General features: G+C 67.7%; 29 protein-coding genes. 17 read left to right on the top strand and 12 right to left on the bottom strand.

Annotation, left to right across the window (positions count from 1 at the left end; genetic code table 11):
* The first annotated feature begins 5 nt into the window (after positions 1-5).
* The 3 genes from NL2_RS12120 (at position 6) to NL2_RS12110 (ending at position 1258) form a co-directional block, all read left to right on the top strand.
* On the top strand, positions 6-251 hold the full coding sequence (locus tag NL2_RS12120) for a MoaD/ThiS family protein (RefSeq protein WP_068075540.1): 246 nt from the start codon (positions 6-8) through the stop codon (positions 249-251).
* A gap of 1 nt (position 252) precedes the next feature.
* Positions 253-705 carry a molybdenum cofactor biosynthesis protein MoaE gene (locus NL2_RS12115; protein WP_068075537.1) on the top strand — a complete coding sequence of 151 codons (453 nt, stop codon included), beginning with the start codon at positions 253-255 and terminating at the stop codon, positions 703-705.
* A 106-nt stretch (positions 706-811) separates the two neighbouring features.
* Complete coding sequence (locus tag NL2_RS12110; RefSeq protein ID WP_068075534.1) at positions 812-1258, top strand: hypothetical protein; 447 nt, start codon at positions 812-814, stop codon at positions 1256-1258.
* 72 nt (positions 1259-1330) lie between these two features.
* Here NL2_RS12110 and NL2_RS12105 read toward each other — a convergent pair whose 3' ends face one another.
* Entirely contained in the window at positions 1331-1840 is a 510-nt protein-coding gene (locus NL2_RS12105; protein WP_157083151.1) for a hypothetical protein, read from the bottom strand.
* 402 nt (positions 1841-2242) lie between these two features.
* Between NL2_RS12105 and rplU the strand changes: the two genes are divergently transcribed.
* The 3 genes from rplU to NL2_RS12090 all read left to right on the top strand — a co-directional run bounded on the left by rplU (position 2243) and on the right by NL2_RS12090 (position 3722).
* Positions 2243-2605 carry a 50S ribosomal protein L21 gene (gene rplU / locus NL2_RS12100; RefSeq protein WP_068075529.1) on the top strand — a complete coding sequence of 121 codons (363 nt, stop codon included), beginning with the start codon at positions 2243-2245 and terminating at the stop codon, positions 2603-2605.
* Positions 2606-2624: 19 nt separating this feature from the next.
* Positions 2625-2891: a 50S ribosomal protein L27 gene (gene rpmA / locus NL2_RS12095; RefSeq protein ID WP_068075526.1), complete on the top strand. Its 267-nt coding sequence runs from the start codon at positions 2625-2627 to the stop codon at positions 2889-2891.
* A 231-nt stretch (positions 2892-3122) separates the two neighbouring features.
* Positions 3123-3722 (top strand): GNAT family N-acetyltransferase, encoded by a 600-nt coding sequence (locus NL2_RS12090; protein WP_068075522.1) that lies wholly within the window; start codon positions 3123-3125, stop codon positions 3720-3722.
* 150 nt (positions 3723-3872) lie between these two features.
* Here the strand turns inward: NL2_RS12090 and NL2_RS12085 are convergent, their stop codons facing one another.
* The gene (locus NL2_RS12085) at positions 3873-4799 is read right to left on the bottom strand and encodes a metal-dependent hydrolase (RefSeq protein ID WP_084356059.1); all 927 of its coding nucleotides are present in this window, start codon (positions 4797-4799) and stop codon (positions 3873-3875) included.
* Between the two features lie 28 nt (positions 4800-4827).
* Between NL2_RS12085 and NL2_RS12080 the strand changes: the two genes are divergently transcribed.
* Positions 4828-5427: a TetR/AcrR family transcriptional regulator gene (locus NL2_RS12080; protein WP_068075519.1), complete on the top strand. Its 600-nt coding sequence runs from the start codon at positions 4828-4830 to the stop codon at positions 5425-5427.
* Here NL2_RS12080 and ygfZ read toward each other — a convergent pair.
* The gene (ygfZ, locus tag NL2_RS12075) at positions 5424-6209 is read right to left on the bottom strand and encodes a CAF17-like 4Fe-4S cluster assembly/insertion protein YgfZ (protein WP_068075515.1); all 786 of its coding nucleotides are present in this window, start codon (positions 6207-6209) and stop codon (positions 5424-5426) included. The two genes, NL2_RS12080 and ygfZ, sit on opposite strands and share 4 nt — an antisense overlap.
* A 38-nt stretch (positions 6210-6247) precedes the next feature.
* Here ygfZ and pyrC point away from each other — a divergent pair, with 38 nt between their 5' ends.
* The gene (gene pyrC, locus NL2_RS12070) at positions 6248-7309 is read left to right on the top strand and encodes a dihydroorotase (RefSeq protein WP_068075512.1); all 1062 of its coding nucleotides are present in this window, start codon (positions 6248-6250) and stop codon (positions 7307-7309) included.
* Between the two features lie 15 nt (positions 7310-7324).
* Here pyrC and rarD read toward each other — a convergent pair whose 3' ends face one another.
* Positions 7325-8221, bottom strand: coding sequence for an EamA family transporter RarD (gene rarD, locus NL2_RS12065; protein ID WP_068075755.1), 897 nt, complete (start codon positions 8219-8221; stop codon positions 7325-7327).
* A gap of 174 nt (positions 8222-8395) precedes the next feature.
* Here rarD and NL2_RS21200 point away from each other — a divergent pair, with 174 nt between their 5' ends.
* Complete coding sequence (locus NL2_RS21200; RefSeq protein WP_157083150.1) at positions 8396-9118, top strand: hypothetical protein; 723 nt, start codon at positions 8396-8398, stop codon at positions 9116-9118.
* Positions 9119-9145: 27 nt separating this feature from the next.
* Here the strand turns inward: NL2_RS21200 and astD are convergent, their stop codons facing one another.
* Together astD and NL2_RS12050 are read right to left on the bottom strand one after the other, a co-directional pair.
* Positions 9146-10561 (bottom strand): succinylglutamate-semialdehyde dehydrogenase, encoded by a 1416-nt coding sequence (astD, locus tag NL2_RS12055; RefSeq protein ID WP_068075506.1) that lies wholly within the window; start codon positions 10559-10561, stop codon positions 9146-9148.
* 111 nt (positions 10562-10672) lie between these two features.
* Entirely contained in the window at positions 10673-12085 is a 1413-nt protein-coding gene (locus tag NL2_RS12050) for a protein adenylyltransferase SelO family protein (RefSeq protein WP_068075502.1), read from the bottom strand.
* Positions 12086-12185: 100 nt separating this feature from the next.
* On the opposite strand from NL2_RS12050, the gene NL2_RS12045 reads away from it, so the two are divergent.
* The 5 genes from NL2_RS12045 (at position 12186) to NL2_RS12025 (ending at position 18112) form a co-directional block, all read left to right on the top strand.
* Entirely contained in the window at positions 12186-13076 is an 891-nt protein-coding gene (locus NL2_RS12045) for an alpha/beta fold hydrolase (protein ID WP_068075499.1), read from the top strand.
* On the top strand, positions 13073-14263 hold the full coding sequence (locus NL2_RS12040; protein WP_068075496.1) for a glycosyltransferase: 1191 nt from the start codon (positions 13073-13075) through the stop codon (positions 14261-14263). Before NL2_RS12045 ends, NL2_RS12040 begins: the two co-directional genes overlap by 4 nt.
* Before the next feature lie 161 nt (positions 14264-14424).
* A complete protein-coding gene (locus NL2_RS12035; protein ID WP_068075493.1) occupies positions 14425-15213 on the top strand; it encodes a tetratricopeptide repeat protein in 789 nt (262 codons plus the stop codon).
* 110 nt (positions 15214-15323) lie between these two features.
* Complete coding sequence (locus tag NL2_RS12030) at positions 15324-16667, top strand: outer membrane protein assembly factor BamB family protein (protein ID WP_068075490.1); 1344 nt, start codon at positions 15324-15326, stop codon at positions 16665-16667.
* Positions 16668-16741: 74 nt separating this feature from the next.
* Positions 16742-18112 (top strand): methyltransferase family protein, encoded by a 1371-nt coding sequence (locus NL2_RS12025; protein WP_068075485.1) that lies wholly within the window; start codon positions 16742-16744, stop codon positions 18110-18112.
* Positions 18113-18307: 195 nt separating this feature from the next.
* Here the strand turns inward: NL2_RS12025 and NL2_RS12020 are convergent, their stop codons facing one another.
* Entirely contained in the window at positions 18308-18607 is a 300-nt protein-coding gene (locus tag NL2_RS12020) for a putative quinol monooxygenase (RefSeq protein WP_068075482.1), read from the bottom strand.
* Positions 18608-18635: 28 nt separating this feature from the next.
* Positions 18636-20030: a glutamate--cysteine ligase gene (locus tag NL2_RS12015; protein WP_068075753.1), complete on the bottom strand. Its 1395-nt coding sequence runs from the start codon at positions 20028-20030 to the stop codon at positions 18636-18638.
* Between the two features lie 142 nt (positions 20031-20172).
* Here NL2_RS12015 and NL2_RS12010 point away from each other — a divergent pair, with 142 nt between their 5' ends.
* Entirely contained in the window at positions 20173-22038 is a 1866-nt protein-coding gene (locus NL2_RS12010; RefSeq protein WP_068075479.1) for a CshA/CshB family fibrillar adhesin-related protein, read from the top strand.
* A gap of 9 nt (positions 22039-22047) precedes the next feature.
* Here NL2_RS12010 and NL2_RS12005 read toward each other — a convergent pair whose 3' ends face one another.
* Entirely contained in the window at positions 22048-22812 is a 765-nt protein-coding gene (locus NL2_RS12005; RefSeq protein ID WP_068075476.1) for a 16S rRNA (uracil(1498)-N(3))-methyltransferase, read from the bottom strand.
* A 28-nt stretch (positions 22813-22840) separates the two neighbouring features.
* Between NL2_RS12005 and ubiA the strand changes: the two genes are divergently transcribed.
* The gene (gene ubiA, locus NL2_RS12000; protein WP_068075473.1) at positions 22841-23794 is read left to right on the top strand and encodes a 4-hydroxybenzoate octaprenyltransferase; all 954 of its coding nucleotides are present in this window, start codon (positions 22841-22843) and stop codon (positions 23792-23794) included.
* On the opposite strand, the gene NL2_RS11995 is transcribed toward ubiA, so the two are convergent.
* A complete protein-coding gene (locus tag NL2_RS11995) occupies positions 23764-24168 on the bottom strand; it encodes a VOC family protein (RefSeq protein ID WP_068075470.1) in 405 nt (134 codons plus the stop codon). The two genes, ubiA and NL2_RS11995, sit on opposite strands and share 31 nt — an antisense overlap.
* Before the next feature lie 100 nt (positions 24169-24268).
* Between NL2_RS11995 and soxR the strand changes: the two genes are divergently transcribed.
* Positions 24269-24724, top strand: a complete 456-nt coding sequence (soxR, locus tag NL2_RS11990) for a redox-sensitive transcriptional activator SoxR (RefSeq protein ID WP_068075466.1) — start codon at positions 24269-24271, stop codon at positions 24722-24724.
* Here soxR and NL2_RS11985 read toward each other — a convergent pair.
* Both NL2_RS11985 and NL2_RS20800 read right to left on the bottom strand, forming a co-directional pair.
* Entirely contained in the window at positions 24721-25017 is a 297-nt protein-coding gene (locus NL2_RS11985) for a BrnA antitoxin family protein (RefSeq protein WP_068075463.1), read from the bottom strand. The genes soxR and NL2_RS11985 overlap by 4 nt on opposite strands.
* Positions 24977-25249, bottom strand: a complete 273-nt coding sequence (locus NL2_RS20800) for a BrnT family toxin (RefSeq protein ID WP_084356056.1) — start codon at positions 25247-25249, stop codon at positions 24977-24979. Before NL2_RS20800 ends, NL2_RS11985 begins: the two co-directional genes overlap by 41 nt.
* Between the last annotated feature and the right edge of the window lie 123 nt (positions 25250-25372).

Raw genomic sequence — 25372 nt, 5'->3', positions numbered from 1 at the left:
CCACGATGGTGCGCGTGCTGTTTCTGGGGCGGCTGGAGCAGGCGGCCGGGGCGCCCGAACGCGCGCTGGATGTTGCCGCGCCGCTGGAACTGTCACGGCTGATCGAGGGGCTGGACCCCGCGCTGCGCGAGGCGGTCTCGGCGCCTTCGATCCGGGTCGCGCTCAATGGCGTGCTGCTATCCGATCCGTACGGCGCGATGGTCGGTCCGGGCGACGAGGTGGCGTTCCTGCCGCCGGTCAGCGGCGGCTAGGATGCCGCCCGACATCCGCCTGCTCGCCACCCGGTTCGATCCCGTCGTCGAGCTGGCGCGCTTTACCGCAGCGCATCCCGGCGCCGGCGGCGTCGTCAGCTTCCTCGGCCAGGTGCGCAGCGGCGCGGAGGACACGCCGGTGCTCGAGCTGGAACTGACGCATTATGCCCCGCTCACGCTGGCGGGGATGGACGCGCTGGGCGATGACATCGCCGCGCGCTGGGCGCTGGACGGGTTGCTGATGGTCCACCGCGTCGGCTCGCTGGGGCCGGGCGATCCGATCGTGCTGGTCGCCGCCGCCGCGCGCCACCGCCGCGACGCCTTTGCCGCCGCCGATTTCGCGATGGATCACCTCAAGGCCCGCGCCTGGTTCTGGAAGCGCGAGCGCACCGCCGCCGGGTGGCGCTGGATCGAACCGCGTGCGCAGGACCATGCGGATCTTGATCGCTGGTAAGCGGCACCGGGCCACCTCACCAAAAATCGCGCAAGTTTGACCGCCGTCAAAGTCCGGCCGGTCCATCGCGCGCAAGACGGCGGGGCAACCAAAGAGGTCCCAGCCCATGAGCAAGCACATCGCCCCCGCCCGGATCGGCGAGATCGCCACGATCGTTCCCGCGCCAGACCTCGCGCCCGCACAAGCGCACGCGCCGACCGTTGTTGATCGCACGTTCGAATTGCCCGCCGCGCTCTACGCGATCACGGTGGGCGCGTACCTGGCGTTCATCGCGCTGATGGCGGTGACCTTCGGCAACCCCGAGGCGGCGCTGCCGCTGGTGATCATCGTCGTCTCGATCGTTGCTGCGTTCGGCGTGCCCGCCATCTGGGCGCGGATGAACCCCGAAACCGCCTCGCACAGCCTTGGCTGGTACGACTTCAAGCGCAAGGGCATCCAGACGCTGTCCGGGCCGCTCGATGCGGGGTCGGCCACTGTGCAAGTGCTGGTGCTGCCCGTGCTCATCCTCGGCTGGGGCATAGCCGTGGCGATCATTGCCGCGACGGTTCGATAACAGCCCCCCGTCGAAAACCGTCGCTGCTGATATGGCGTCGCGGACCCGTCCGCGGCGCCATTTTTTGTGCGTTCAGCTTTTAACGCGGCCGCGCAGCGCGGCGAGCGCTTCATCCTCGCGCGAAACCAGCGCGGTGACGGCGCTGCGCGCGGTCTCGACCGCCGGCCGGTCACCGCCCTTGCCGTCGGCTTCGGCGGCGGCGGATGTAATCAGCAGCGAATCGAGATCGGCCAGCGCGACCATCGCGTCACTGCGCGTCGACTCCAGATCGGCAAGCGCGACTTGCGCGACCGACCAGTTCTCGCTGCCCACCGCCGCACCGGCGGCCGCGCTCACCGCGCGCGTCGCGGCGGGCAGGTGCGCACCGAATCGCTGGTGCGCCGATTGCGCGGCGGCCTGCAACCCGGCCAGTTTTGTGACGAGATCGGCGTCGGGCGGCGGCAGCGGCGCGGCGCTGGGCACCGCATCGGGAGCGACCGGCTGCGCCTGGCCATAGGCGCGCTCGGCGGGGCGGCGCGCCAGTGAGGGATACTTGTCCATGCCGGCGCACCCCGAGAGCGTCAGCACGGCCAGCGTCAGCACCAACGCCTTCCGGGCGGGGGCTGCGAGTGCGACAGGGGCTGAGAGCGGGGCGCGGGTCGGAAGCAGGGCGGGGGCGGGTTGCGTGGCATTCATCGGTCCGCCATAGCACGGCATCGCGCGGCTGCCAGCCGGTCCTGCCCGGCAGGTGGCGTGCTGGTGATACGGGGGGGCAGCACGGTGAGCGCGCTGTCCGGCGTTCCAGCCGCCCGAAATGCCCGGGCCTGCCGCGATCCCGCCCCGATCCGGCGTTGACAGCCAGCGCCCCTTGCACTATCCGCGCCTCTCTTTCCGGCCCCCTGCCGTGGCGGGGTGTCGGCGTGTTGCCCAGTTTCTGCGGTTTGCGAGAATTTCGCGATTCGCGCGATCGGGCGGCTAGGCTTTGAAAAACGGATAGTTGAAACCATGTTCGCAATAGTGCGCACGGGCGGCAAGCAGTATCGGGTTGCCGCCGGAGACAAGATCGCGGTCGAGAAACTGGCTGGTGCAGCCGGTGACAAGATCACGCTGGGTGACGTTCTGCTGGCCGGTGACGGCGGCGAGATCGCCGATCTGGCTTCGGTGGTCGTCTCTGCCGAGATCATCGCCCAGGCGAAATCCGAGAAGGTGATCGTCTTCAAGAAGCGTCGTCGGCACAACTATCGCCGCAAGAACGGCCATCGCCAGCAGCTTACTCTGCTGCGCATCCTCGCCGTGGGTGGTGAGGACAAGAAGGCCAAGAAGGCTGCCCCCCAGGCCGAAGCCGCGCCTGCGGCCGCTGCTGAATAAGATTCCGGAGTAATTCGAGATGGCACATAAGAAAGCAGGCGGCTCCTCGCGCAACGGTCGTGATTCGGCCGGTCGTCGCCTTGGCGTGAAGAAGTTCGGCGGTCAGGACGTGATCGGTGGCAACATCATCATCCGTCAGCGCGGCACCCGCGTGTACCCCGGCGCCAACGTCGGCATGGGCAAGGACCACACGCTGTTCGCGCTCGAGGAAGGCAAAGTCCGCTTCCACGGCGGCAAGCTCGATCGCAAGTACGTGTCGGTCGATATGGCGCAAGCTGCCGAATAACGGACGGTCGATCACGGGCCGTCCTTGACGGGATGGCCCTGCCGGACTCCGCGAGTCCGGCCGAATGAGGGAGAGGGCCCCGCCCGTCTCCCTTTTTTTGTTTCTCCCTCACCTGCATCGATTCCGCACCGACTGGCGTGTTTGCGCCCCGGCACGGCGATGGCGTCATATTCCTGTCAGCGCGTTAGGTTAGCTGCGCATTGCTGGGGTTGAGTGAAGAGGAGAATACCCGTGTTCATTCGCAGTGAGAGGCTGTTCCTGCGCCCCGGCTGGCCCGAAGACTGGGCCGAGCTGCTGGCCCTGATCGATGACGAATCGATCGTGCGCAACCTGGCGCGCGCGCCCTGGCCCTATCGCCCGCAGGACGCGCGCGATTTCGCCAGTCGTGCGCAGGACGGGCATTTTCCCCATTTCTTCGTGACGCAGCCCGGCAGCGCGGGCACGCGCCTGATTGGCAGCTGCGGCATCGGCCGGCAGGACGGGCCCGAAGGCCGCGAGGAAGCCGAACTGGGTTACTGGATCGCGCGCGACCAGTGGGGCAACGGCTATGCCACCGAAGCGGTCACCGCCATGTTGCGGCTGGCGCGCACGCTGGGCCACCGCCACATCGTTGCCGGGCACTTCGCCGACAATCCCGCTTCGGGCCGGGTGCTGGCCAAGGCGGGCTTCCGTCCCACCGGCGAGCTGCGCCGCCGCTATTGCCCGGCGCGGGGCGAGCGGGTGCCGGCGGTGATGCACGCCATCGACTTGGGCCGTGCCGGCGATTGCGACAATGAACAAGCCGGGAGTGAAGCGCGGGGCGATTCGTCCGACGGGATGCGCGCGGCGTAATACCGGGATGCATTGATGGCTCTCTCCCGGTTCAGGGGAGAGATTCGAAGGCTTGGCAGCTTGTCTGTCTGGCGGGAGTTGAGAGGGGGCCGGATTCGCGCAATCCCCCTCTCCCAACCCTCTCCCCTGAAAGGGGGAGGGTTTTCGAATTCACGCCAGCACGGCGTCCCCGAACGCGCTTTCCGCCTTGCCGATCAGCGCGCGATCATCGTGCTGCCAGGGATGGAACCCGGGGCCGAAATAGCTCAGCCACGCGGGGAAAATGCGGCGCAGCATGCCCGGCTGCCACAGCAGGTACGCGGCCAGCCGGAACTTCCACTTTGCGCCGGTCAGGCCGTCCTGCTCGAGCAGGTTCAGCGTGTCGATGATGCGGTTGAACAGGAAGTTCTTGGTGATGATCACCATCATCAGCGACTTCAGTTTCCACCGCCGCCAGCGCGACCAGGTCTTCGTGGCGTGGAGCCAGGTGTCGTAGGCGACGCCCTTGTGCTCGATCTCTTCCATCGCGTGCCAGCGCCACATCTGCGCGCTTTCATGGTCAGCACCGGCAAAATGCTGCGGGTTGGCGAGGAATTCGTGCGCCATCATCGCGGTGTAGTGTTCCAGCGCCATGGTCGCGGCCAGGTTGACGATCGGCGGGCGATCCTTGGTCAGCGCCAGCATGTCTTCCACGCGCTTGTCGATCCGCGCGATGTCGTAGCCCGCCTCGGTCGCGGCGCGGTTGAACGCGACGTGTTCGCGCGTGTGGTTGATTTCCTGCTTCACGAATGCGCGGATTTCCTCGGCGAGCCGGGGCGGCGCGCCGTCGCGATGCGCCTTGACCGCCTCGATGAAGAACGCCTCGCCGCGCGGGAACGTGGCCGACAGCGCGTTGTGCCACGCGGTTGCCACCGGATCGTTGTTCAGCCACCAGCGCGGCGGCCTGGCCTCGCGCCCGAAGCGCAAATCGCGCACGGTGATGGTGAGGTCGGCCGGGGTCGGAACATCCGGGCGATCCTGCGCGGTATCGCCGCCCGATGCCTTGCCAAGGGTTTCAACGGGTTCTACGCCTGAGCGTGCGGAAAATGGTGCGTTCATGAACGCGTAGATAGAGTAACTGACACTGATGTCAATAAGGAAGCGCCTGTCGCCGGAAGAAAGCCGCACCGCCGCGCTCGAAGCGGCGCGCAGCCTGCTGATCGAAACCGGGCCGCAGTCGGTCACGCTGAAGGCCGTCGCTGCGCGGATCGGGCGCACCCATGCCAACCTGCTGCATCACTTCGGCTCGGCCTCAGGCTTGCAGAAGGCGCTGGCCAAGCATCTCGCCGGCACGATCTGCGCGACGATCGCCGAAGCGGTGATCGCCAGCCGATCGGGCATCGGCTGCCCGCGTGACGTGGTCGATATGACCTTCGATGCGTTCGATCGCGAGGGCGGCGGCGCGCTGGCATCGTGGATGCTGCTGTCCGGCAACGAGGATGCGCTCGACCCGATCGTCGAGGCGATCCACGATCTGGTCGAGGAACTGCACGATTTCAGCCTGGGCGCGATGCGCCAGGTGACGCTGACGCTGGTGCTGCTGGCGCTGGGCGACGCGCTGATGGGCGGTCCGCTGAGCCAGTCGCTCGAACTGCCGCGCACCTCGGCGCGCGATACGGCCGAAGCGCTGCTGATCGATGCCGCCACGCGGGCGGGCATGCTCCCGCCGGGGATCCAGCCGGGTTAGGGCGCTTCGCCGGGTTCCAGCGCCGCCGCCAGCCAGCGGGGCGCCGTCGCCCCATTGATGTCCTCGATGCGCAAGTAGTCGACCGCCAGACCCAAATCGGGGTAGGCGACGCGCTGGCGCGCCGGGGCCGACTTTTCGAACGGGACGACCACCAGCCGCCGGTTGACCTTTTGCCGCCAGTTCATCCGCGCGGTGTTCTCCTGCCCGACGTAGCAGCCCTTGGTGAAGCTCACCCCGTTGAGTTCGGCGGCGTTGGCTTCCAGCCACAGCGTCCGGTCGCTGCCGAGTTCGGCCTGTCCCTCGGTCACGCCCAGCGACAGCCGGTGCGCCAGCCACGCCGCGTCGGCGCCGGGCTCGTCGGGTTCCGCCGGGGCGAGCCAGCGTTCACCCAGTTCGGCCAGCCGTGGATCGCGCGCGCCGCCGTCGCCTGCACCATCGAACCAGTGCACCGCCACGCCATCGTCGCGGGCAATGCCGATCTTGCGGCGCAGTCGGTAGAGCGAGAGGCGCTTGGCCAGCGCGTCTGCCACCGATGCTTCGCAATCGATCAGCAGGTCAGCCTGTCCCGAGCTTGTCGACGGGCCCGATGGCCAGACGAGGAAATCGAACAGCGCCTTGCCTTGCGCGCTGAGCAGCCCGGCCCACACCGGCAGCGGGCCGTTCACGTCCTGCGTCACCAGACCTTGCAGAAAGCCCGCCACATCTTCGCCGGGTTCAAGTGGCGACAGGCGCACGATTGCGCGGTCCAGAAGGCGGGTAGGTGTCGTTCGGGTTGCGGTCATGGGTGACAGATAGGGTTCGCCGCCCCTAAGGGGAAGGGATGTCGAACCAAGCGAATCCCGTCCCAGCGACGCTCACCATCCGCCGTCCCGACGACTGGCACGTTCACTTGCGCGATGGCGACGTGATGCGCGGAGTGGTGCCGCACACCGCGCGCCAGTTCGCGCGCGCGATCGTGATGCCCAACCTCTCGCCGCCGGTGACCACGGTCGCGGCAGCGCGCGCCTATCGGATGCGGATCGCCGCGGCAGTGCCCGAAGGTGTGGCGTTCACCCCGCTGATGACCTGCTACCTCACCGACGGGATCGACCCCGACGAGATCGCGCGCGGGTTTGCGCAAGGCGTGTTCACCGCCGCCAAGCTTTATCCCGCGCACGCCACCACCGGATCGGCGCACGGGGTAACCCACATCGACCACATCATGCCGGCGCTCGAACGGATGCAGGCGATCGGCATGCCGCTGCTGGTCCACGGCGAAGTGACCGACGCCGATGTCGATATCTTCGATCGCGAGGCGGTGTTCATCGACCGCACGCTGAAGCCACTGGTCGCCGCGTTGCCCGGCCTGAAGGTGGTGTTCGAACACATCACCACCGCGCAGGCCGTGGCGTTCGTCGATGCGAACGGGCCCAACGTGGCCGCGACGATCACGCCGCAGCACTTGCACATCAACCGCAACGCGATGCTCGTCGGCGGCATTCGTCCGCACGCCTATTGCCTGCCGGTGGCCAAGCGCGAATTGCACCGGCTGGCGCTGCGCAAGGCGGCGACCTCGGGTTCGACCAAGTACTTCCTCGGCACCGACAGCGCGCCGCACAGCGTTTCTGCCAAGGAATCGGCCTGCGGATGCGCCGGCATCTTCAACGCGCCTTATGCGCTGGAAAGCTATCTCGCGGTGTTCGAAGCCGAAGGCGCGCTCGACCGGTTCGAGGCGTTCGCGTCGGAAAACGGTCCGCGTTTCTATGGGCTGCCGCTGAACGACGGGACCGTCACGCTGGAACGCGCTGCGGTCGAAGTGCCCGCCGTGATCGACGCCGGCGGCACACCTATCGTGCCGTTCCACGCCGGCGAAACGCTGGGCTGGCGGCTGCGCGCGGACTGATCCGGCGGCATCGGGTTACGTCGCAGCGTTGCGGCTGCGTCTGGCCAGCATGTCCCAGCTGAACAGCGCGATCGCGATCCAGATCAGCACGAAGCACCCCGTGCGCAGCGGGTCGAGCGCTTCGTGAAACACCGTCACCCCCATCAGGAAGACGATGGTCGGCGAGATGAACTGGATGAAGCCGAGCAGGCTGAGGTTCAGCCGCCGGGCCGCGACCGCGAACATCAGCAGCGGGATCGCGGTCAGCACGCCGGTGCCCAGCAGCATGGCGGCGGTGAACGGGTCGCGGGCCATGCTGGACCCGGCGGGGGCGTATGCGAACCAGGCGACCACGCCGATCGCGGGCAGCACCAGCACCATCGTCTCGATCGTCAGCCCCGGCACCGATCCCACCGGCGTCACCTTGCGCACCAGCCCGTAAAGCGCGAACGTGACCGCCAGCGACAGGCTGATCGCCAGCATGTCGAGCGCGTCGCCCAGCAGCAGCGCGATGCCCGCCGTCGCGATGGCCACCGCCAGCCACTGCCGCCGGCTCAGCTTTTCGCCAAGGAAGACCGTGCCCAGCAGCACGTTGACCAGCGGATTGATGAAATACCCCAGGCTTGCCGCCAGCACATGGCCGTGCATGATCGCGGTGACGTAGATCAGCCAGTTCCCGCCGATCAGCAGCGCGCTGCACGCCAGTTGCGCCAGCACCGCGCGGTTGGCCAGCGCCGCGCGCAGATCGGGCGATTGTCCGCGCCGGGCGATGATGACCAGGCACAGCGGCAGCGTCGCCACGATCCGCCAGCCGACCAGCTCGACCGGGGGGACATCGCGCAATGCGTGGAAATACAGCGGCAGGAAGCCCCAGATGACATAGGCTGCCAGGCCCAGCAGCAGGCCGCGGCGAAACTGGGCGTCATGGTCCATCGCCGCGCCCTGGCAGCACGGCCGCTGCATTCCAAGGGGGGATTTGGGCCGAAGTGCCCCACTGCGCAGGGTCGCTGGCGCGATCATTCTCGCTTGGTGCCCCGCGCGGTGAAAGGCGATGTTAACCCTGATCGGGCAGGAAGGCAGGCCAGACCCTCTGCGGGACCCGTTCGCATGCCTTGCCGCCGTCGCCCTTCCTCAGTCTTGCTGGCCAGCTTGCTGGCGCTGGCGGGTTGCGGCGCGGAGCCGGTCGATCCCGATCCGATCGGCAACGACGATCCGATGATGGCGGCGGCGCTCGACGGGCCGCTGATGGTCGATCCCGATCTGGCGGGCCAGAACCGCCGGTATGCGGTGGTCGAGCCGGGCGGGCCGGTCGATGCCGCGCTGCCCGCGCTGGACCTCACCGCCGATCGCGCTGCCGACGCGCGCGGCGATGCGCTCGATCTGGTGGGCGAACAGGGCTTGCGCCACGCCCGCATTGAAGCCGGCGAGGCGCGTCCGGCGGGCTTTGCCAGCGCGCCCACGTTGCGCGACCGGGCGATCGCCGCGATCGGCGGCGCGTGCGCGGCGAAGCTGACGTACGACATGGGCTGGGCCGCCAAAGTGCCCGCTGCGTTCCCGATCTACCCGCGCGGCCATGTAATCGAGGCGGCGGGCCTGTCCGCGCCGCCGTGCGCGGTGCGCGCGGTCAGCTTTGCCAGTGCGGTCGATCCTGCCGAACTGGCCGACTTCTATGTCACCATGGCGGGCCGCGATGGGATGCAGCCGCGCGTACAGCGGGCCGGGCCGGCGCTGGTCGTGCGCGGCGAGCGCGGCCGCGTGGTCTATGCCGTGGCGATCCGACCGGGCGCCGACGGCGGCAGCACGGTCGATCTGGTCACCAGCGGCGGTTGATTCTGCCGGACAGCCTGTGGGCCTGCCTCAATCGTCCTTGAGGCCCACGCCGATGCTGGCGCGCGGCTGGTCGACTTCGGTCGAGGCAACCGGGTAGGCGCAATAATCGGCGGCGTAGTATGCCGAGGGGCGGTGGTTGCCTGACAGCCCGACCCCGCCGAACGGCGCGGCGGACGAGGCGCCGTTGGTCGGCCGGTTCCAGTTGACGATGCCGGCGCGGATGTTCGCCCAGAACCGGTTGTAGTCCTGCGGCGTGCCGCCCACCAGCGAGGCGGACAAGCCGAACCGCGTGGCGTTCGCCTCGGCGATGGCGGCGTCGAAATCATCGACCCGAATCACCTGCAGCAGCGGGCCGAACAGTTCCACGTCGGGGCGGTCTTCCATCGCGGTCACGTCGATGATCGCGGGCGACAGGAACGGCAGGTCGTCGCGCAGGCGGACCATGTGCTTGATCACCTTGCCGCCGTTGGACAGCAGGTACACGAAGCTTTCGGTCAGCCCGTCGGCGGTGCGGTTGTCGATCACCGGGCCCATGAACGGCGGCGGATTGTCGAACGGTGCGCCCACGATGATCCGGTCGGCCAGCCGCTTCACCTCGGTAATCAGCGGATCGTACAGCGAATCCTTGACGATCAGCCGCCGCGCCGCGCTGCACCGCTGCCCGGCAGACGTGAACGCCGATTGCACGACGATGACCGCTGCGTCGGCCAGCTTGGGCGTGTCCCACACCACGATCGGGTTGTTGCCGCCCATTTCGAGCGCGACGACTTTGCCCGGGTTGGACGCCAGCTTGCGGTTGATGGCGATGCCGGCATGCGCCGATCCGGTAAACAGCACGCCATCGATGCCATCGTGCGCGACCAGCTCCTGGCCCTGTTCGGGCCCGCCGAACAGCACTTGCACCACTGCGGCGGAAATGCCCGCGCGGTGGAAGCACTGTGCCAGCATCTCGCCGGTGGCGGGGGTCTTTTCCGAGGGCTTGAACACGATCACGTTGCCCGCGATCAGTGCTGGCACGATGTGGCCGTTGGGCAGGTGTGCGGGGAAATTGTAGGGCCCCAGCACGGCCATTACGCCGTGCGGCTTGTGGCGCAGGGCGGCGGTACCCTGAATCGCGCTGTCGAGCTTGCGCTGCGCGGTGCGTTCGGCATAGGCGCGGATCGAGATCTCGACCTTGTTGACCACGCTTTCGACTTCGGTGCGCGCTTCCCACATCGGCTTGCCGGTTTCGCGCGCGATCATTTCCGCCAGCTTTTCGGCGTCCTTGCGCACTTCGTTGGCGAAACGGCGGACCATTTCGATCCGCGTGGCGAGCGGCAGCGCGGCCCAGGCGGGCCAGGCCCGACGCGCGCGCGACACGATCTCGTCGACATCGCCGACCCTGCCACGCCACACTTCGACGCCCGTTGCAGGTTCGAATGAAACTAGATCTTCGGCGGCCACGAGTGTGTTGCCCGTCCTTTCAGCATAGCGGGGCGTGCCCGACGGTCTCCCGAAACCAAGCCATAACCATATTAAGTGGTTAAACAAACAGGGTGTGTGACCGGCGCAATATTAAATGCGCAATCCTTTCGATTTTGCAACATGGCCTTCAGGAACAGGCGCAGGCGACAGCGCCCCGCCCATGCGCCGCAGCGCAGCGACTTTGGCGTGGAGCGGCGCCCAGTCGTCGGCGGTGTCGATCGCCGACCAGATCGCCTCGACCTCGTCGAGCAGCATCGACTGGGCGGCGGGGTCGGACCAGTAGGGATGGCTGTCGGCCACGGCGACATAAGGCGCCAGCGCCTCTGCCAGCGGGCCGCTCGCCCTGCGTCCGCCGCGATGCGCGAAGAAGAACGCGTCGGGGCCGGTGCCGCTTTCGCGCATGGCGACCTCGCACACCGCGATCAGCGCGCCGTCCTCGTCCAGCCCGCGCGGTTCCACGCCCAGCCGCCAGCACCATCGCCGCGTCATCGCCCGGCGATAGAGCTCGGGGAACCGTTCCAGCGCGGCGACCAGCGGCGGCGCCTCGCTCAGCGTGCGCAACGCGACCGCCAGCTGCCCGCAGTTCCAGTGGATTGCCTCGGGCTGGCGGCCATAGGCGTACAGCCCTGAATGGTCGAAATAGGCGGCGGTGAAGCTTGGGTCCCACATCGGCAGCCAGCGCCACGGGCCATAGTCGAAACTTTCGCCCGACACGTTCATGTTGTCGGTGTTGAGCACGCCGTGGACGAAGCCGGCGACCATGTAGCTGGCGGCCAGATCGGCCATGCGTTCAATGACCTGGTTGAGCAGCAAGGCCGCCGGGTTGCCCGCCGCCTCCGCGCGATCCGGGCCGGGGAAGGTCGCAAGGCAGTAGTCGACCAACTGGCGCATCTCGTGGTCCGCGTCGATCTGCGCGAGGCGCTGAAAGGTGCCGAACCGCACGTGGCCGTGACTGAGCCGCACCAGCACGGCCGACCGGGTGGGCGAAGGCTCGTCGCCGCGCCATAGTTCCTCGCCCGTCTCGATCACCGAGAACGTACGGCTGGTGTCGACGCCCAGCGCCTCGAGCATCTCGGTGGCGAGGATCTCGCGCACCGCGCCTTTCAGCGTCAGCCGCCCGTCGCCCTGCCGGCTCCACGGCGTCTGGCCCGAACCCTTGGTGCCGAGATCGAGCTGGCGGTCCTCGCCATCGCGCAGTTGCGCAAACAGGAAGCCGCGCCCGTCGCCCAGATCGGGATTGTAGTGGCGGAACTGGTGGCCGTGATAGCGCAGCGCCAGCGGTTGCGGCAGGTTGCGGGGCAGGGCCTCGAACCGCGCGAAATGCGTGGTCCATTGCGCATCGTCCAGCGTATCCAGCCCGACTTGCGCCGCCGCGCGATAATTGCGGAAGCGCAAGGTGGCTTGCGGGAAGTCGGCGGCGCGCACCGGATCGCCGATCCAGTCCGAAAGGGACAGGATGCCGGGGGCGGGGCGATAGGTTGCGACTTGCGAAGAGAACGGCATCGGGCGATAGTGGGCACTGGCGGCCGATCAAGCAAGCCGGGTCTCGAATGCCGGACAACCTTACGGACCGGCTTGCGCGTTGAAGGGCTGATTTTTCACGATGGCAGATTTCGAGGATCGCAGCTGGTCAAGCCGCGACGGGCTGCGCCTGCATTATCGCGACTATGCTGGACAAAGCGGGGCCGGAACCGGCGATGCTGCGCGCCCGCCGGTGATCTGCCTGCCGGGACTGACCCGCAACGCCCGCGATTTCGAAGAGCTGGCAGCGCATCTGGCCGGGTCTGCCGGGGGTGGATGGCGCGTGTTGTGCCCCGAAATGCGCGGGCGCGGCGACAGCGACTATGCGCGCGATCCGATGAGCTACAATCCGCTGCAATATGTCGATGACATTGCCGCGCTGCTCGAAGACCAGGCGATCGACCGCTTCGTGGCGATCGGCACCTCGCTGGGCGGGCTGATGACGATGCTGCTGGCGGTGCGTCCCGGCGTCAACATCGCGGGTGCGGTGATCAACGATATCGGGCCCGAACTCGATCCCAAGGGTATCGCGCGGATCCGCGACTACGTCGGGCAGGGCCGCAATTTCGAGACGTGGATGCACGCCGCGCGCGCGCTGCAGGAAAGCCAGGCCGACGTTTACCCGCATTTCCAGATCGCCGACTGGCTGCGCTATGCCAAGCGGCTGATGGTGCTGGGCACCGGCGGGCGCATCGCCTTCGATTACGACATGAAGATCGCCGAGCCGTTCGCCGCGAGCAACGGCGAGCCGGGACCGGACATGTGGCCGCTGTTCGATGCGCTGGCGGCCAGCCCGCTGCTGGTGCTGCGCGGGGAAAACTCGGATATCCTGTCCGTCGATGTCGCCGCGCGGATGATCGCGCGCGCGCCGGGCATGGAACTCGTCACGATCGCCGGCACCGGCCACGCGCCCACGCTCGACGAACCCCAGGCCGTTGCCGCGATCGAACGGCTGCTGTCGCGCATCGCATGACGGCGTCGTCCGGGAATCGCGCCACGGGACACGATCCCCTGCGCCCGTCCGGCGCACCGCTGCGCGTGCTGCACCTGCATTCGACGTTCCATGCCGGCGGCAAGGAGCGCCGCTCGGTCGCGCTGATCAATGCCTTCGGCAACAGCGTGATGCACTCGATCGTCAGCTCGGAAGACGGCGCGCTGAGCGCAGGTCGCGACATCGACAAGGCCATCCGCGTCGAATACCCGCGCTATTTCCCCCCGCTGGCCGGGCGGTTCGGCATCGGGCGGATGAAGGCGATGGCGCGGGCTATGCGCGGGTTCGACCTGATCCTGACCTACAACTGGGGCGCGATGGACGCGGTGATGGCGCACAGCCTGTTCGGCCCGCAGATGAAGCTGGCGCCGCTGGTCCACCATGAAGACGGCTTCAATGCGGACGAGGCGGTGAAGCTGAAGCGCCGCCGCAACTGGTTTCGCCGCATCGCGCTGGCGCGGGCCGCCGCGCTGGTGGTGCCGTCGCGCGCGCTCGAGCAGGTGGCGTATGGCGCGTGGCAGCAGCCCAAGGCGCGCGTCCAGCGCATACCCAACGGCATCGATACCGCCGCCTATGGCACAAAGGCGCGCGCCGATGCCCTGCCGCGCGTGATCAAGCGCAAGGGCGAAAGCTGGGTCGGCACGCTGGCCGGCCTGCGCCCGGTCAAGAACCTGACGCGGCTGGTGCGCGCTTTCGAGCATTTGCCGCCGCACTGGCACTTGGTGATCGTGGGCGAAGGGCCAGAGCGCGAGGCGATCCTGGCCGAGGCGGTGCGGCTGGAGATCGGGCACCGCGTGCATCTGGCGGGGTTCGTCGCCGATCCGGCGAAGATCATCGGCCTGTTCGATCTGTTCGCGCTGTCGTCGGACAGCGAGCAGGCCCCGCTTTCGGTGATCGAGGCGATGGCGGCGGGGCTGGCCGTCGCCAGCCCGGCAGTTGGCGACGTGACCGAGATGGTCGCGCCCGAAAACCGGCGTTACATCACGCCGCCGGGCGATGACGCGGCGCTGGGCGCGGCGCTGGCCGACCTTGCCGCCGACGCGGATTTGCGCGCGCGGATCGGCGCCGCCAACCAGCTGCGGGCGCGCGCCGAATTCGATCTGGCGGCGATGGCGCGCCACTATGGCCAGGTCTATGCCGCCGCGATGGGGCAGGCTGCGTTCCCCTGAACGCCGGCCGGCGCGCCTTCACCCGGGGTTCACGCCGGACGCGCCACAAGCCAGCCCCGGAATCATTCCCGTTGAAAAGGCGGACCCATCCGTTAAACACCCCCGCCAACCATAAGCCTTGCTGGCAATCGTCCCGCCAGTCATTCCTGAAAGCGTAATCGTTGGCCCTTCGACCCTCTGCTCCCGACAGCACCCCCAGCAAGTTCGCCGTCCAGCAGGGCGCGCAACAGGACGTGTTCCTGCGCGAGGTGGACGATGCGCTGCGCGAAGACCAGCTGGCCACCGCGCTGCGCAATTACGGCAAGCCGGTGGGCGCGGCGATCGTGGCCGGGCTGCTTGCGCTGGCCGGGTTCCTGTGGTGGCAGAACCACCGCGACAGCGTGGCCGGCACGCATGGCGAACAGTTCACCCAAGGGCTGGACCAGGTCGAGGCCGGGCGGCTCGAAACCGCCGGCAAGACGCTGGAACCGCTGGCGAAGGATGGTGGCGAAAGCTACGCCGCCGCGACGCGGATGATGCAGGCGGCGATCGCGCTGGAGCAGAAAAAGCCGGACGTTGCGGCCAAGGGCTTTGCCGCCGTGGCCGCCGACGGCTCGGTGCCGCAGCCTTATCGTGATCTCGCCACGATCCGCGAGATTGCCACGCGGTTCGACCAGTTGCCGCCCGACCAGGTTATCGCGCGGCTGAAGCCGATGGCCCAGCCGGGCAATCCGTGGTTCGGCAGCGCGGGCGAGATGGTCGGCGTCGCCTACATGAAGCAGGGCCGCAACGATCTGGCCGGGCCGCTGTTCGGCTCGATCGTCAAGGACAAGGGCGTGCCCGAAAGCATCCGCCGCCGGGTGCAGCAGCTCGCCGGGCTGCTCGGCGTCGATTCGATCGAGGACCCCAACAAGGTCGTCGGTGTCGCGCCCGCCGCTGCTGCTGCGGCCCCTGCCGCCGGCGGCCAGTAAGCCCGCGTGCCGCACACCGCTTTGCTTCCAGCATCGGCAAGATTAACGCCTTGAACAAGATTAGCGCCTCGAAAAGATTACGCCTCGAAAAGATTACAGGGAATTTCGTGATGAGCCGTTCCGCATCCTTCCGCCGCATCGGCGTGGCTTCCTGCCTGGTCATGGCCCTTGCGCTTGGTGGCTGCGGGGTGATCGGCGGCAAGGGCAAGGTCAAGACCACGCCCACCACGGGCGAACGCGTGCCGGTGCTGTCGCGCATCGAGGCCGGGACCAAGGTCGATACCGAGATGTCAGCCGTCGCGGTCGTGCTGCCGCCGCCGGTGGTCAACACCGAATGGGCGGAGCCCGGCGGCGCGGCCAGCAAGAGCTACGGCCACCTCGCGCTCGGCGATGCGCCGCACAAGATCTGGACCGCGTCGGTCGCCGGATCGTCCCCGCGCGAACGGCTCGCCGCCGCGCCGGTGATCGGCGGCGGGCAGCTGTTCGTCTACGATACCGCCGGCATGGTCCACGCGTTCGACGCCGACACCGGCCGCCAGAACTGGAAGGTCAGCCTCAAGGGCAAGAAGAACAGCGGTTCGCTGTTCGGCGGCGGGGTCAGCTTTGCCGACAACCGCGTGTTCGTCGACACCGGGCTGGGCGAAGTCGCCGCGCTCGATGCCGCCGATGGCAAGCAGATCTGGAAGGTCAAGCCGGCGGGTCCGCTGCGCGGATCGCCCACCGTGGCGTTCGACGCGGTCTATGTGATGACGCAGGACAACCAGATCTTCGCGCTCAACGTGGCCGACGGCGCGGGACTGTGGAACGAATCCGGCTCGACCGGACAGACCGGGGTGTTCGGCGTCGCCGCGCCCGCCGCCGCGCAAGGCACCGTGATCGCGGGCTACAGCTCGGGCGAACTGGTCGCCTATCGTTACGAGAACGGCCGCCAGCTGTGGTCCGACGCCCTGTCGCGCACCAGCATCGCCACCAGTGTTTCGACGCTGACCGACATCGACGCCGATCCGATCATCGAGAACGGCAAGGTCTATGCGCTGGGGCAGGGCGGGCGCATGGCGGCCTATGAACTCGTCACCGGCCAGCGCATCTGGGAACTGAGCCTGGCGGGCATCTCGACCCCGGCGGTCGCGGGCGACTGGATCTTCACGCTGACCGACGAGGCCAAGCTGCTGTGCATCGCCAAGGCCAGCGGCAAAGTGCGCTGGCTGACGCAGATGAAGCACTATGGCAACGTCAAGAAGAAGACGAGCCCGGTGTTCTGGACCGGCCCGGTGCTGGCAGGCAATCGCCTGATCGTCGCCAGTTCGCGCGGCGAGCTGATGGCGGTTTCGGCTGCCGACGGTTCGGCGACGCCGCTGGCGAAGCTGGGCAAGCCGATCACGCTGGCACCGGTCGTGGCCAACAGCACGCTGTACGTGCTCGACGACGGCGGCAAGATCACCGCATTTCGCTGATCCGGGCCGCTGATTTGGGGCTGCGTTAACCCTTCTTCACGGTTTGCTCACCCTTGCGCTATAGGGCGTAAGGCATGACCGCAGGTTCCGACATCGACGGCGCACTGCCCGCGATCGCCGCGCGCCCGACCAGCGATGTGTCGGCGGGCGTCGGGCTGTGCGGACTGGCGGGGCTGCTGGCGTGGATCACGGTGTGTCGCCTGTGGGGCGGGATCGCCGATCTGTTCGCGCTGCCGGGGCCGCATGTGCCGATGTCCGGGCCCAACGCCGCGCTGGCCGCCGTGCTCGCCTCGGGCATCCCGATGGTGGCGTGGTCGCTGCTGGTCGACAAGGTCCACCGCCGCGCCTCGACCGGGATCGACTGGTCCGCGCCGCGCAGCCTGTCGTCGATCACCGATATTTCCACCACCAAGCTGGCGGGCCTGTGGGCGACATGGACGCTGATCGGCCTCGCCTACTGCCTGGGGCGCTGGTACTGGCGCGGGCAATATCTGTTCGCGATGGACCTGCTTGGGCTGGCCGCGCCGCTGCTGTTCCTGGGCTCGGTGCCGTACGTGCTGTGGCTCGACCGCATGCTGGTCAACCCGCGCGACGGGGCGTGGCATTTCGGCGCGATGCTGATCGGTCGCGAGCCGTATGACCGCGCCGAAGTGTGGCACCACTTGCGCGGCTGGACGGTCAAGGGCTTCTTCTGCGCATTCATGATCTCGATCCTGCCCGGCGGGTTTGCCGCGGTGGTATCGGCCGACTGGAGCCAGCTCGCGGGCGATCCGGTGGGCATCGCGCATGTCGCGACCGAGTTCATGTTCGTGGTCGATGTGCAGATCGCGATGGTCGGCTACCTGCTGACGATGAAACCGCTCGACGCGCAGATCCGCACGGCCAACCCCTATCTCGCCGGCTGGGTCGCCGCGCTGGCCTGCTATCCGCCGTTCCAGCTGATGGAGGCGGGCCGCCCGCTCGCCTATCAGGAGGCGACCGCCGACTGGTCGCACTGGCTCCAGCCGTACCCCGGCCTGTTGTGGGTGTGGGCGGCGGCGCTGATCGGGCTGACCGGGATCTACGCCTGGGCGACGGTGGCGTTCGGCCTGCGTTTTTCCAACCTCACCTATCGCGGCGTGCTGACCAACGGGCCGTATGCCTTCACCCGCCACCCGGCGTATGTGTCCAAGAACCTGTACTGGTGGCTGTTCACGCTGCCGTTCCTCGCCACCAATGGCTCGACCGTGGATGCGGTGCGCAACACGTTCTTCCTCGGCTGCGTCAGCGCGATCTATTACTGGCGTGCCCGGACCGAGGAAAAGCACCTGCTGGCGTCCGATGCCAAGTACCGCGATTACCACGCATGGATGCAGCGCCATGGGCTGCTGACATCGGCGCTGTCGCGGCTGGGCGGCTTGCTCAAAGGCCGGCGGCAAGGATTTCAGGCGGAGCCGGCGGAGTAGCGGCACGAGTTTGAGATGCCTTGTTTGCAATCTCAACCACCCGCTCATGGTGAGGAGGGACTGAGCTTGTCGAAGTCCCGTCTCGAACCATCAGGCACCAACCACAGGTGAAGTCCTTCGAGACGCCGCTTCGACAAGCTCAGCGGCTCCTCAGGATGAGCGGTTCAGGCTAATCTCACGACGATTATCTGGCGCTCAGACCGCCTCGCCTTCGCCCACGTCCCAGATCCTGATGTCGCGGTCGGACAGGCCCAGTTCGGCGCGTTCCGCCGCCCAAGTGGCCATGTGCGCGCTTTTCAGGTGGGCGCCCAGGCATTCACGGTCACGCCAGGTTTCGCTGATGCGGATCACTTCGGGATCGATCAGGTCGCGGGCATAGGCGTAGTAGTGGCAGCCATCCTCGGCATTGGTGGCAGCGACCACCGCCTCCATCATCGGCCGCGCGCGATCGAAATTGGCGAGCGGCAGGCGGAAGGTTCCGACGACGAGGATCATGGCAGCACGTTTCCTTCGGGTAGCGGGTTCAGAAACTCTGTTCGTACACGCGCGAAATATCGCCGCCCCATGCGCCGTGGTAAAGGTCGAGCAGGGTTTCGGCCGGCGTCTTGCCGCTGGCCACGATCTGGTCGAGCGGGGCGAGGAAGCCGCTTTCGTTGTCGCCGCTCGAATTGAGCCGCGCCCGCGCCGACAGGCCGGCGCGCGAGATGTTCAGCACTTCGCCGGCGATGTCGCGCAACTTGCCGCCGCCGGGTACTGGTGCGTCGAGGCCCAGTTTCGGCACGCTGGCGCGCAAGGCCTCGCGTCCGTCCATGTCCCAGCCCTTGACCAGATCCCACGCCGCATCGAGCGCGGTCTGGTCGTACAGCAGGCCGACCCACAGAGCGGGCAGCGCGCAGATGCGGTTCCACGGGCCGCCATCGGCGCCGCGCATTTCGAGGAAGCTTTTCAGCCGCACTTCGGGGAACGCGGTGGACAGGTGATCGACCCAGTCCGCCTTGGTCGGCTTTTCGCCGGGCAGCGCGGGCAGCTTGCCATCCATGAACGCGCGGAACGACTGGCCCGCCGCATCGATGTAGCGGCCGTCGCGATAGACGAAGTACATCGGCACATCGAGCATGTAGTCGACGTAGCGTTCGTAGCCGAAGCCATCCTCGAACACGAACGGCAGCATGCCGGTGCGCGCCGGGTCGGTGTCCGACCAGATGTGGCTGCGGTACGAAAGATAGCCGTTGGGCTTGCCTTCGAGGAACGGCGAATTGGCGAACAGTGCGGTAGCCAGCGGTTGCAGCGCCAGCCCGACGCGGAACTTCTTCACCATGTCGGCCTCGCTCGAATAGTCGAGGTTGACCTGGATGGTGCAAGTGCGCAGCATCATGTCCAGGCCCATCGTGCCCACGCGCGGCATATGCTGCAGCATGATCGCATAGCGGCCCTTGGGCATCACCGGCAGGTCTTCGCGGCGCTTGTCGGGCCACAGGCCCAGGCCGAGGAAACCCTTGTCGAAACGATCGCCGATTTCCTTCACCTGGGTCAGGTGGCGGCCGGTTTCGGCGCACGTCTGGTGCAGGTTTTCCAGCGGCGCGCCCGACAGTTCGAGCTGGCCGGCCGGTTCCAGGCTGATCGCGCCATCCGCGCCCGACAGCGCGATGACGTTGGGGCCGTCGGTTGAACCGGCAGGGCCCTTTTCGAGCACCGGCTCCCAGCCATAGGCTTCCATCGCCTTCAGCGTATCGCGGATGCCGCCGGGTTCGACATACGTCGGGGCGTGGTGATCGCGCGTGTCGAACACGAATTTCTCGTGCTCGGTGCCGATCCGCCAGGCGTCGCGCGGCTTTTCGCCGCGCTGCATCGGCGCGATCAGATCGTCGAGGCTCTCGACGACAGGATCGTTTCGATTCGAAACTTGCATGGTGCTCATGCGCGCCATCTAATGCCTGTTGGGCGGAATGCAAAACGTCGTTGATCCTCCCGGCGCGACGGCGCGAAGTGTTAACGGGGCCTTAGGTACATTTGCCGTAGACCCGCGTCACAGGTCGATATTTCGGGGCGCAACTGACGTAATGGTTCGGGGGATTTGCAGGATCTGGGGCTGGGCACTGGCGGTGCTGCTGGCCCTGATGGCGTTTGCGACCCCGGCGCAGGCGGCCAACTGCTATGTCGCCACGTCGCAGGGAACCACCGGGCCGACCGACTGGAATTCCTACTGCTGGCTGGATTTCACCGCCTACAACGATACCACCGCGCGGTCTGCCGGCGGGCAGGCGTTCACCTTCACGCTGGCCGACGGCACCACCGTGACCATGACCATGAAGGTCACCACCCCCGCTGCGCTGATCGCCTCGACCTCGCCATCGTGGACCGGCGGGGCCGTGGGCAACACCGCGTTTCTCGGCATCGGCGGGCGCCCGATCCTCTACCAGTCGGCCGCGGGCACCACGACCGTGACGTTCTCCAACATCACGCTGACCCCGCCGTCGGGTGGATCGGTCACCGCCTACATGATGGTCGCGGGCGACGCCGAATCGACCAACGACGGCGAATCGCTGCAATTCCAGACCAACGGCGCGGCGTGGCAGCTGCTCGATACCGTGGGACCGATCAGCGGCTCGACTTACCCCACCACCACGGGCGTCGGCACCACCACCTTCACCGAAACCGGCGTGGCGGGCACCGTGGGTGCCTATATCGTCGGCAGCAGCACGCCGACCACGCTGACCACCACCATGGTCGGCGGCGGGTTGCAGGGCTCGATGTTCGCCATCCGCTTCGCCTCGATCAGCCTGACCAACAAGATCACCGGCGCCCGTGCCAACGCCGCCGACCAGTTCAAGTTCGATGTCGCCGCGACCGGCAGCGGCACGGTGCTGTCCACCGGCAGTTCGAGCGGAACCGGGCTGGGGCCGTTTGCCGCCGCATCGCTGTCCACCGCTGCCAGCTTCCCGCTCACGCTCCAGCAGAGCATGGCGACCGGCAGCGTCGATACGCTGTCGCACTACCAGGCGTCGCTCACCTGCACCAACGGCAGCACCGGATCGACCACCGTGCTCCCCAGTAACGTGCTGACCAGTTCCTACAATTTCGGCGCGCTGAAATTCGGCGACCAGATCGCCTGCACGTTCACCGACACCCCGTTTCCGCACCTGACGCTGCAAAAGGCGCTGGCGGCGGCGGGGCGGCAGTTCGCGACCGACCAGTTCACGATGAAGATCGATCAGGGCGCGACCAACGTCGCCACCACCACCACGACGGGCACCGGCACCACCGTGACCAGCGGCGCGACCCCGCAAGTGCAGGTGAGCGCCGCCACTGCCTACAAATTCTCCGAAGCCGCTTCGGGCACCACCGTGCTGGGCCAGTATACCGCGACGATGGCCTGCACCAACGCCAACGCCAGTTCGGGTACGACGCTGCCGACGCTGCCCGGCGGGTCGATCACCCCGCAGATCGGCGATGTCGTGACCTGCACGATCACCAACACCGCCAAGGGCGCCAACGCCTCGCTGACCATCGCCAAGACATCGGCGCTGGTGTCCGATCCGGTCAACGGCGCCACCAACCCGCTCGCGATCCCCGGCGCGATCGTGCGCTATACGTTCACCGTGACCAACACCGGTCCGACCGTGGTTGACAGCAACAGCGTGCTGCTGATCGATACGCTGCCGTCGGCGATCACCATCGGCACCGCCGCCACGCCGGTGTTCACGCAAGGCACGCCGACCAGCGCGCTGACCTTCACCGCATCGACCGACCTCAAGTATTCCAATTCGAGCACCAAGCCGACCACGTTCGCGGGCTGCACTTACACCCCGGTGGCGACATACGATCCGGCCGTGAAGTTCGTGTGCCTCAATCCCAAGGGCACGATGGCGGGATCGACCGGCACCCCGCCGGGCTTCACCATCAGCCTGCAGACCAAGCTGAACTGAGGGGCAGCGTCAGGCGGTAGGCGCGCCACCCGACCAGTCGCCGGCCACGCCCATCCATAGCGAAATCGCGGCGATGGCGGCGGTTTCGGCGCGCAGGATGCGCGGGCCCAGCGTGATCGCCACCGCATCGGGGTGCGCCCGGATCGCCGTGCGCTCGGCATCGTCGAACCCGCCCTCGGGGCCGACCAGCAGCGCGGCCGGGCCGTTGTGGGCCGCATACGCCTCGACCGCCGGAACGCCGCCCGCCTCGTCGGCGAAGAACAGCCGGCGTCCGGTCGGCCACGCGCGCAGCAGGGCGTCCAGCTTCGCCGTTTCGGCCAGGCGCGGCAGCGCAGTGCGCGCGCACTGCTCGGCCGCTTCGGTCACGATCGCGGCGGCGCGCTCGGGGTTGATCCGGTCGGCTACGCAGCGCCGCGTCACCACCGGCTGGATCAGGTCGACGCCCAGCTCGGTCGCCTTTTCCAGCACGAGATCGAACGCAGGCTTCTTGGTCAGCGCGGCGCACAGCCACAGATCGGGCACCGCCTCGCGCGCGCGCAGCCGGGCCTCGACCATCAGGTCCACGTCGCGCTTGCCCGCCACGGTGACCCGCGCGAGCCATTCGCCGGTCACGTCGTCGCACAGGATCACCGCATCGCCCGGCGCGGCGCGCATCACCCGCGCGAGGTAGTGCGCCTGCGGTCCTTCGATCCGCAGCGCCTGATCCTGTTGCAGCGGTGCCGGCACAAACAGGCGCGGCGCGCTGCGCGGGGGCCAGGCGGGGGTTGCGGGCATCGGGGGAAGGCTCCAAAGCAGGCGGGCAATGATCCGCGATAGCCTCCAGCCCGCGCCAGCGCCAGCCGAGCAGCCGCTGGCGCCGCCTGACACGCAGCATCGCGGAATCGTCGCTCGGCTGCCCCGCACAATCCGCCCTTACGCATTGCTGGCGCGGTTCGACCGGCCGATCGGCTGGTGGCTGCTGTTCTGGCCGTGCGCGTGGGGTGTGCTGCTGGCGGGCGGGGGCGACCGCTGGGGGTTGATCGCACTGCTGCTGGCAGGCTCGATCGCCATGCGCGGCGCGGGCTGCGTCTACAACGACATCGTCGATGCCGATCTCGACGCCCGCGTGGCGCGCACCGCGCTGCGCCCCGTGGCGAGCGGGCAGGTGAGCAAGCGCGCGGCGTGGGTGTGGCTCGTCGCGCTGTGCCTGGTCGGGTTGGGCGTGTTGCTGAGCCTGCGGTGGGAGGCGCAAGTCGTTGCGCTCGCCAGCCTCGCGCTCGTCGCTGCCTATCCATTCATGAAGCGGATCACCGGCTTCCCGCAGGCGTGGCTCGGGCTGGTGTTCACCTGGGGCGCACCGACCGGCTGGGTCGCGGTGCGCGGGTTCGACGGGGGCGCACCGCTCGCCGCGCTTTACGCCGGGTCGATCCTGTGGTGCATCGGCTACGACACGATCTACGCGCTGCAGGACCGCGAGGACGATGCCATGATCGGGATCGGCTCGTCCGCGCTGACCCTGGGCCGCCACGTGCGCGCGGGCGTGGCGCTGTTCTATGGCGGAGCGGTGCTGCTGTGGGCCGCCGCGCTGTGGCTGGTGCGGGCGGATGGACTGGCGCTGCTCGCGCTGCTGCCGATGGCGGTGCATCTGGAGTGGCAGGTCGCCACGCTCGACAGCGACGATGGTGGCTCGGCGCTCGCGCGCTTCCGCAGCAACCGCCTCGCCGGGCTGCTGCTCGCTGCCGCCTGCTATGTCGTGGGCAACGCCGGGGTGGGTTGAGGAGCATAACTCACCACTTCGAACTCGATCCCGTCCCAGTCGAAGAAATAGAACCGCCGCCCCGGTTCGTAATCGGCATGGCTGAAGGGTGCGAACCCCGCCTCGACCACCACCGCCTCGGCCGCATCGAGATCGTCGACCACCAGCCCGATGTGGTTGAGGGGCACGCCCTTGGCAAAGCGCGCGTCCTGCGGCGCGCCGGGCGTGTAGAGCGCCAGATACCCGGTCTCGCTGCCGAGGTGGATCGTCCACCCGCCCATCGCCGACGGACCGCGCCAGCGTTCGTGCCAGCCGCACAACCGGGCGAAGAACGCCGCCGAGCGATCGGGATCGCTGACGGTCAGGTTGGCATGTTCGAGTCGGGCCGCACCCATCTTTTCGCTCCTGCTTCAACGCACGCGATTCGCTGCGTGCTTGCCGGTTGTGCAACCTCAAGCTAACTTGAGATCAAGCAATTTCTCGCCGGAGTCGCACATGCGCCCGAATGTCCTGCACCACGAAGACCTGATCCCGATCGGTGCGCTGGCGCGGCGTACCGGGCTGGCAGTGTCGGCGATCCGCTACTACGAGGCGCGCGGGCTGGTCACCTCGCTGCGCACCGGCGGCAACCAGCGGCGCTTCCTGCGCTCCGACATCCGCCGGCTGAGCTTTGTGCTGATCGCGCAGAAACTGGGGCTGGGCCTGGCCGAGATCGAGGCCGCGCTCGCCACGCTGCCGCAAGGCCGCACGCCCACCCGGATCGACTGGCAGCGCATCAGCCGTGCGCTGCGCGGCCAGCTCGACGCCCGCATCGCGCTGCTGATGCGCACGCGCCAGAAGCTCGATGAATGCATCGGCTGCGGCTGCCTCAGCCTTGAACGCTGCGCGCTCTACAACCCCCAGGACCGCGCCGGAGCCAAAGGCGCAGGCCCGCATTTCGTGCTGGATTAAGCCTTGTCCTGAAGCCCCAGCACCTTGCGCAATTCGGCGTTGATCCGCGATTGCCAGCCTTTGCCGGTGGCGCGAAACCGTTCGATCACATCGGGATCGAGGCGCAGCGTGACCTGCTTCTTGGGGTTTTCGGACAGGGGGCGGCCAAGCGACTTCAGCGTGCCGGCGGCGGGCCGAATAAGTTGGTCGCCCTTGTAGATCGCCGCGATGCGGAACATCTCTTCGGTCCACTCGATGTAATCATCGTCGGGATCAATCCAGGGTTCTGAGTCGGGCTTGGTGCTCTCGTTCATGAGTTGGATACATCGTTACTATGCGGCGTTTGCCGTCTCGCGGCGTCCATACCAGATAGACCCGCTTTCCACGAAGATAACCCCAGACACGGAAACGCGGTTCTCCATAGTCTTTCCGGTCGTCCACAACTTGATAGTGTTCGGTGGTAAAGACATAGCCAGCTTCAGCCATGTCCAGACCGCGTTCCTGCAAAATATTCAGCCGCTTCGCTTCGTCGAACTCGATTTCCATAAGTTGAAGCCTTTAGGTCTTACAGCGCTCAAGGCGCGGCTAATTGCAAATTCCATTACCATTCTCCATGTTAGAATTAGCGAGTTACCGGGTATTTGAGGCCGTGACCTTGCGAGTGAACCA

The sequence above is a fragment of the Novosphingobium lentum NBRC 107847 genome, assembly GCF_001590965.1.
GTDB classification, from domain to species: Bacteria; Pseudomonadota; Alphaproteobacteria; order Sphingomonadales; family Sphingomonadaceae; genus Novosphingobium; species Novosphingobium lentum.
Note: the sequence above shows the minus strand (reverse complement) of the source record. Positions and strands in the feature narration are given on the sequence as shown.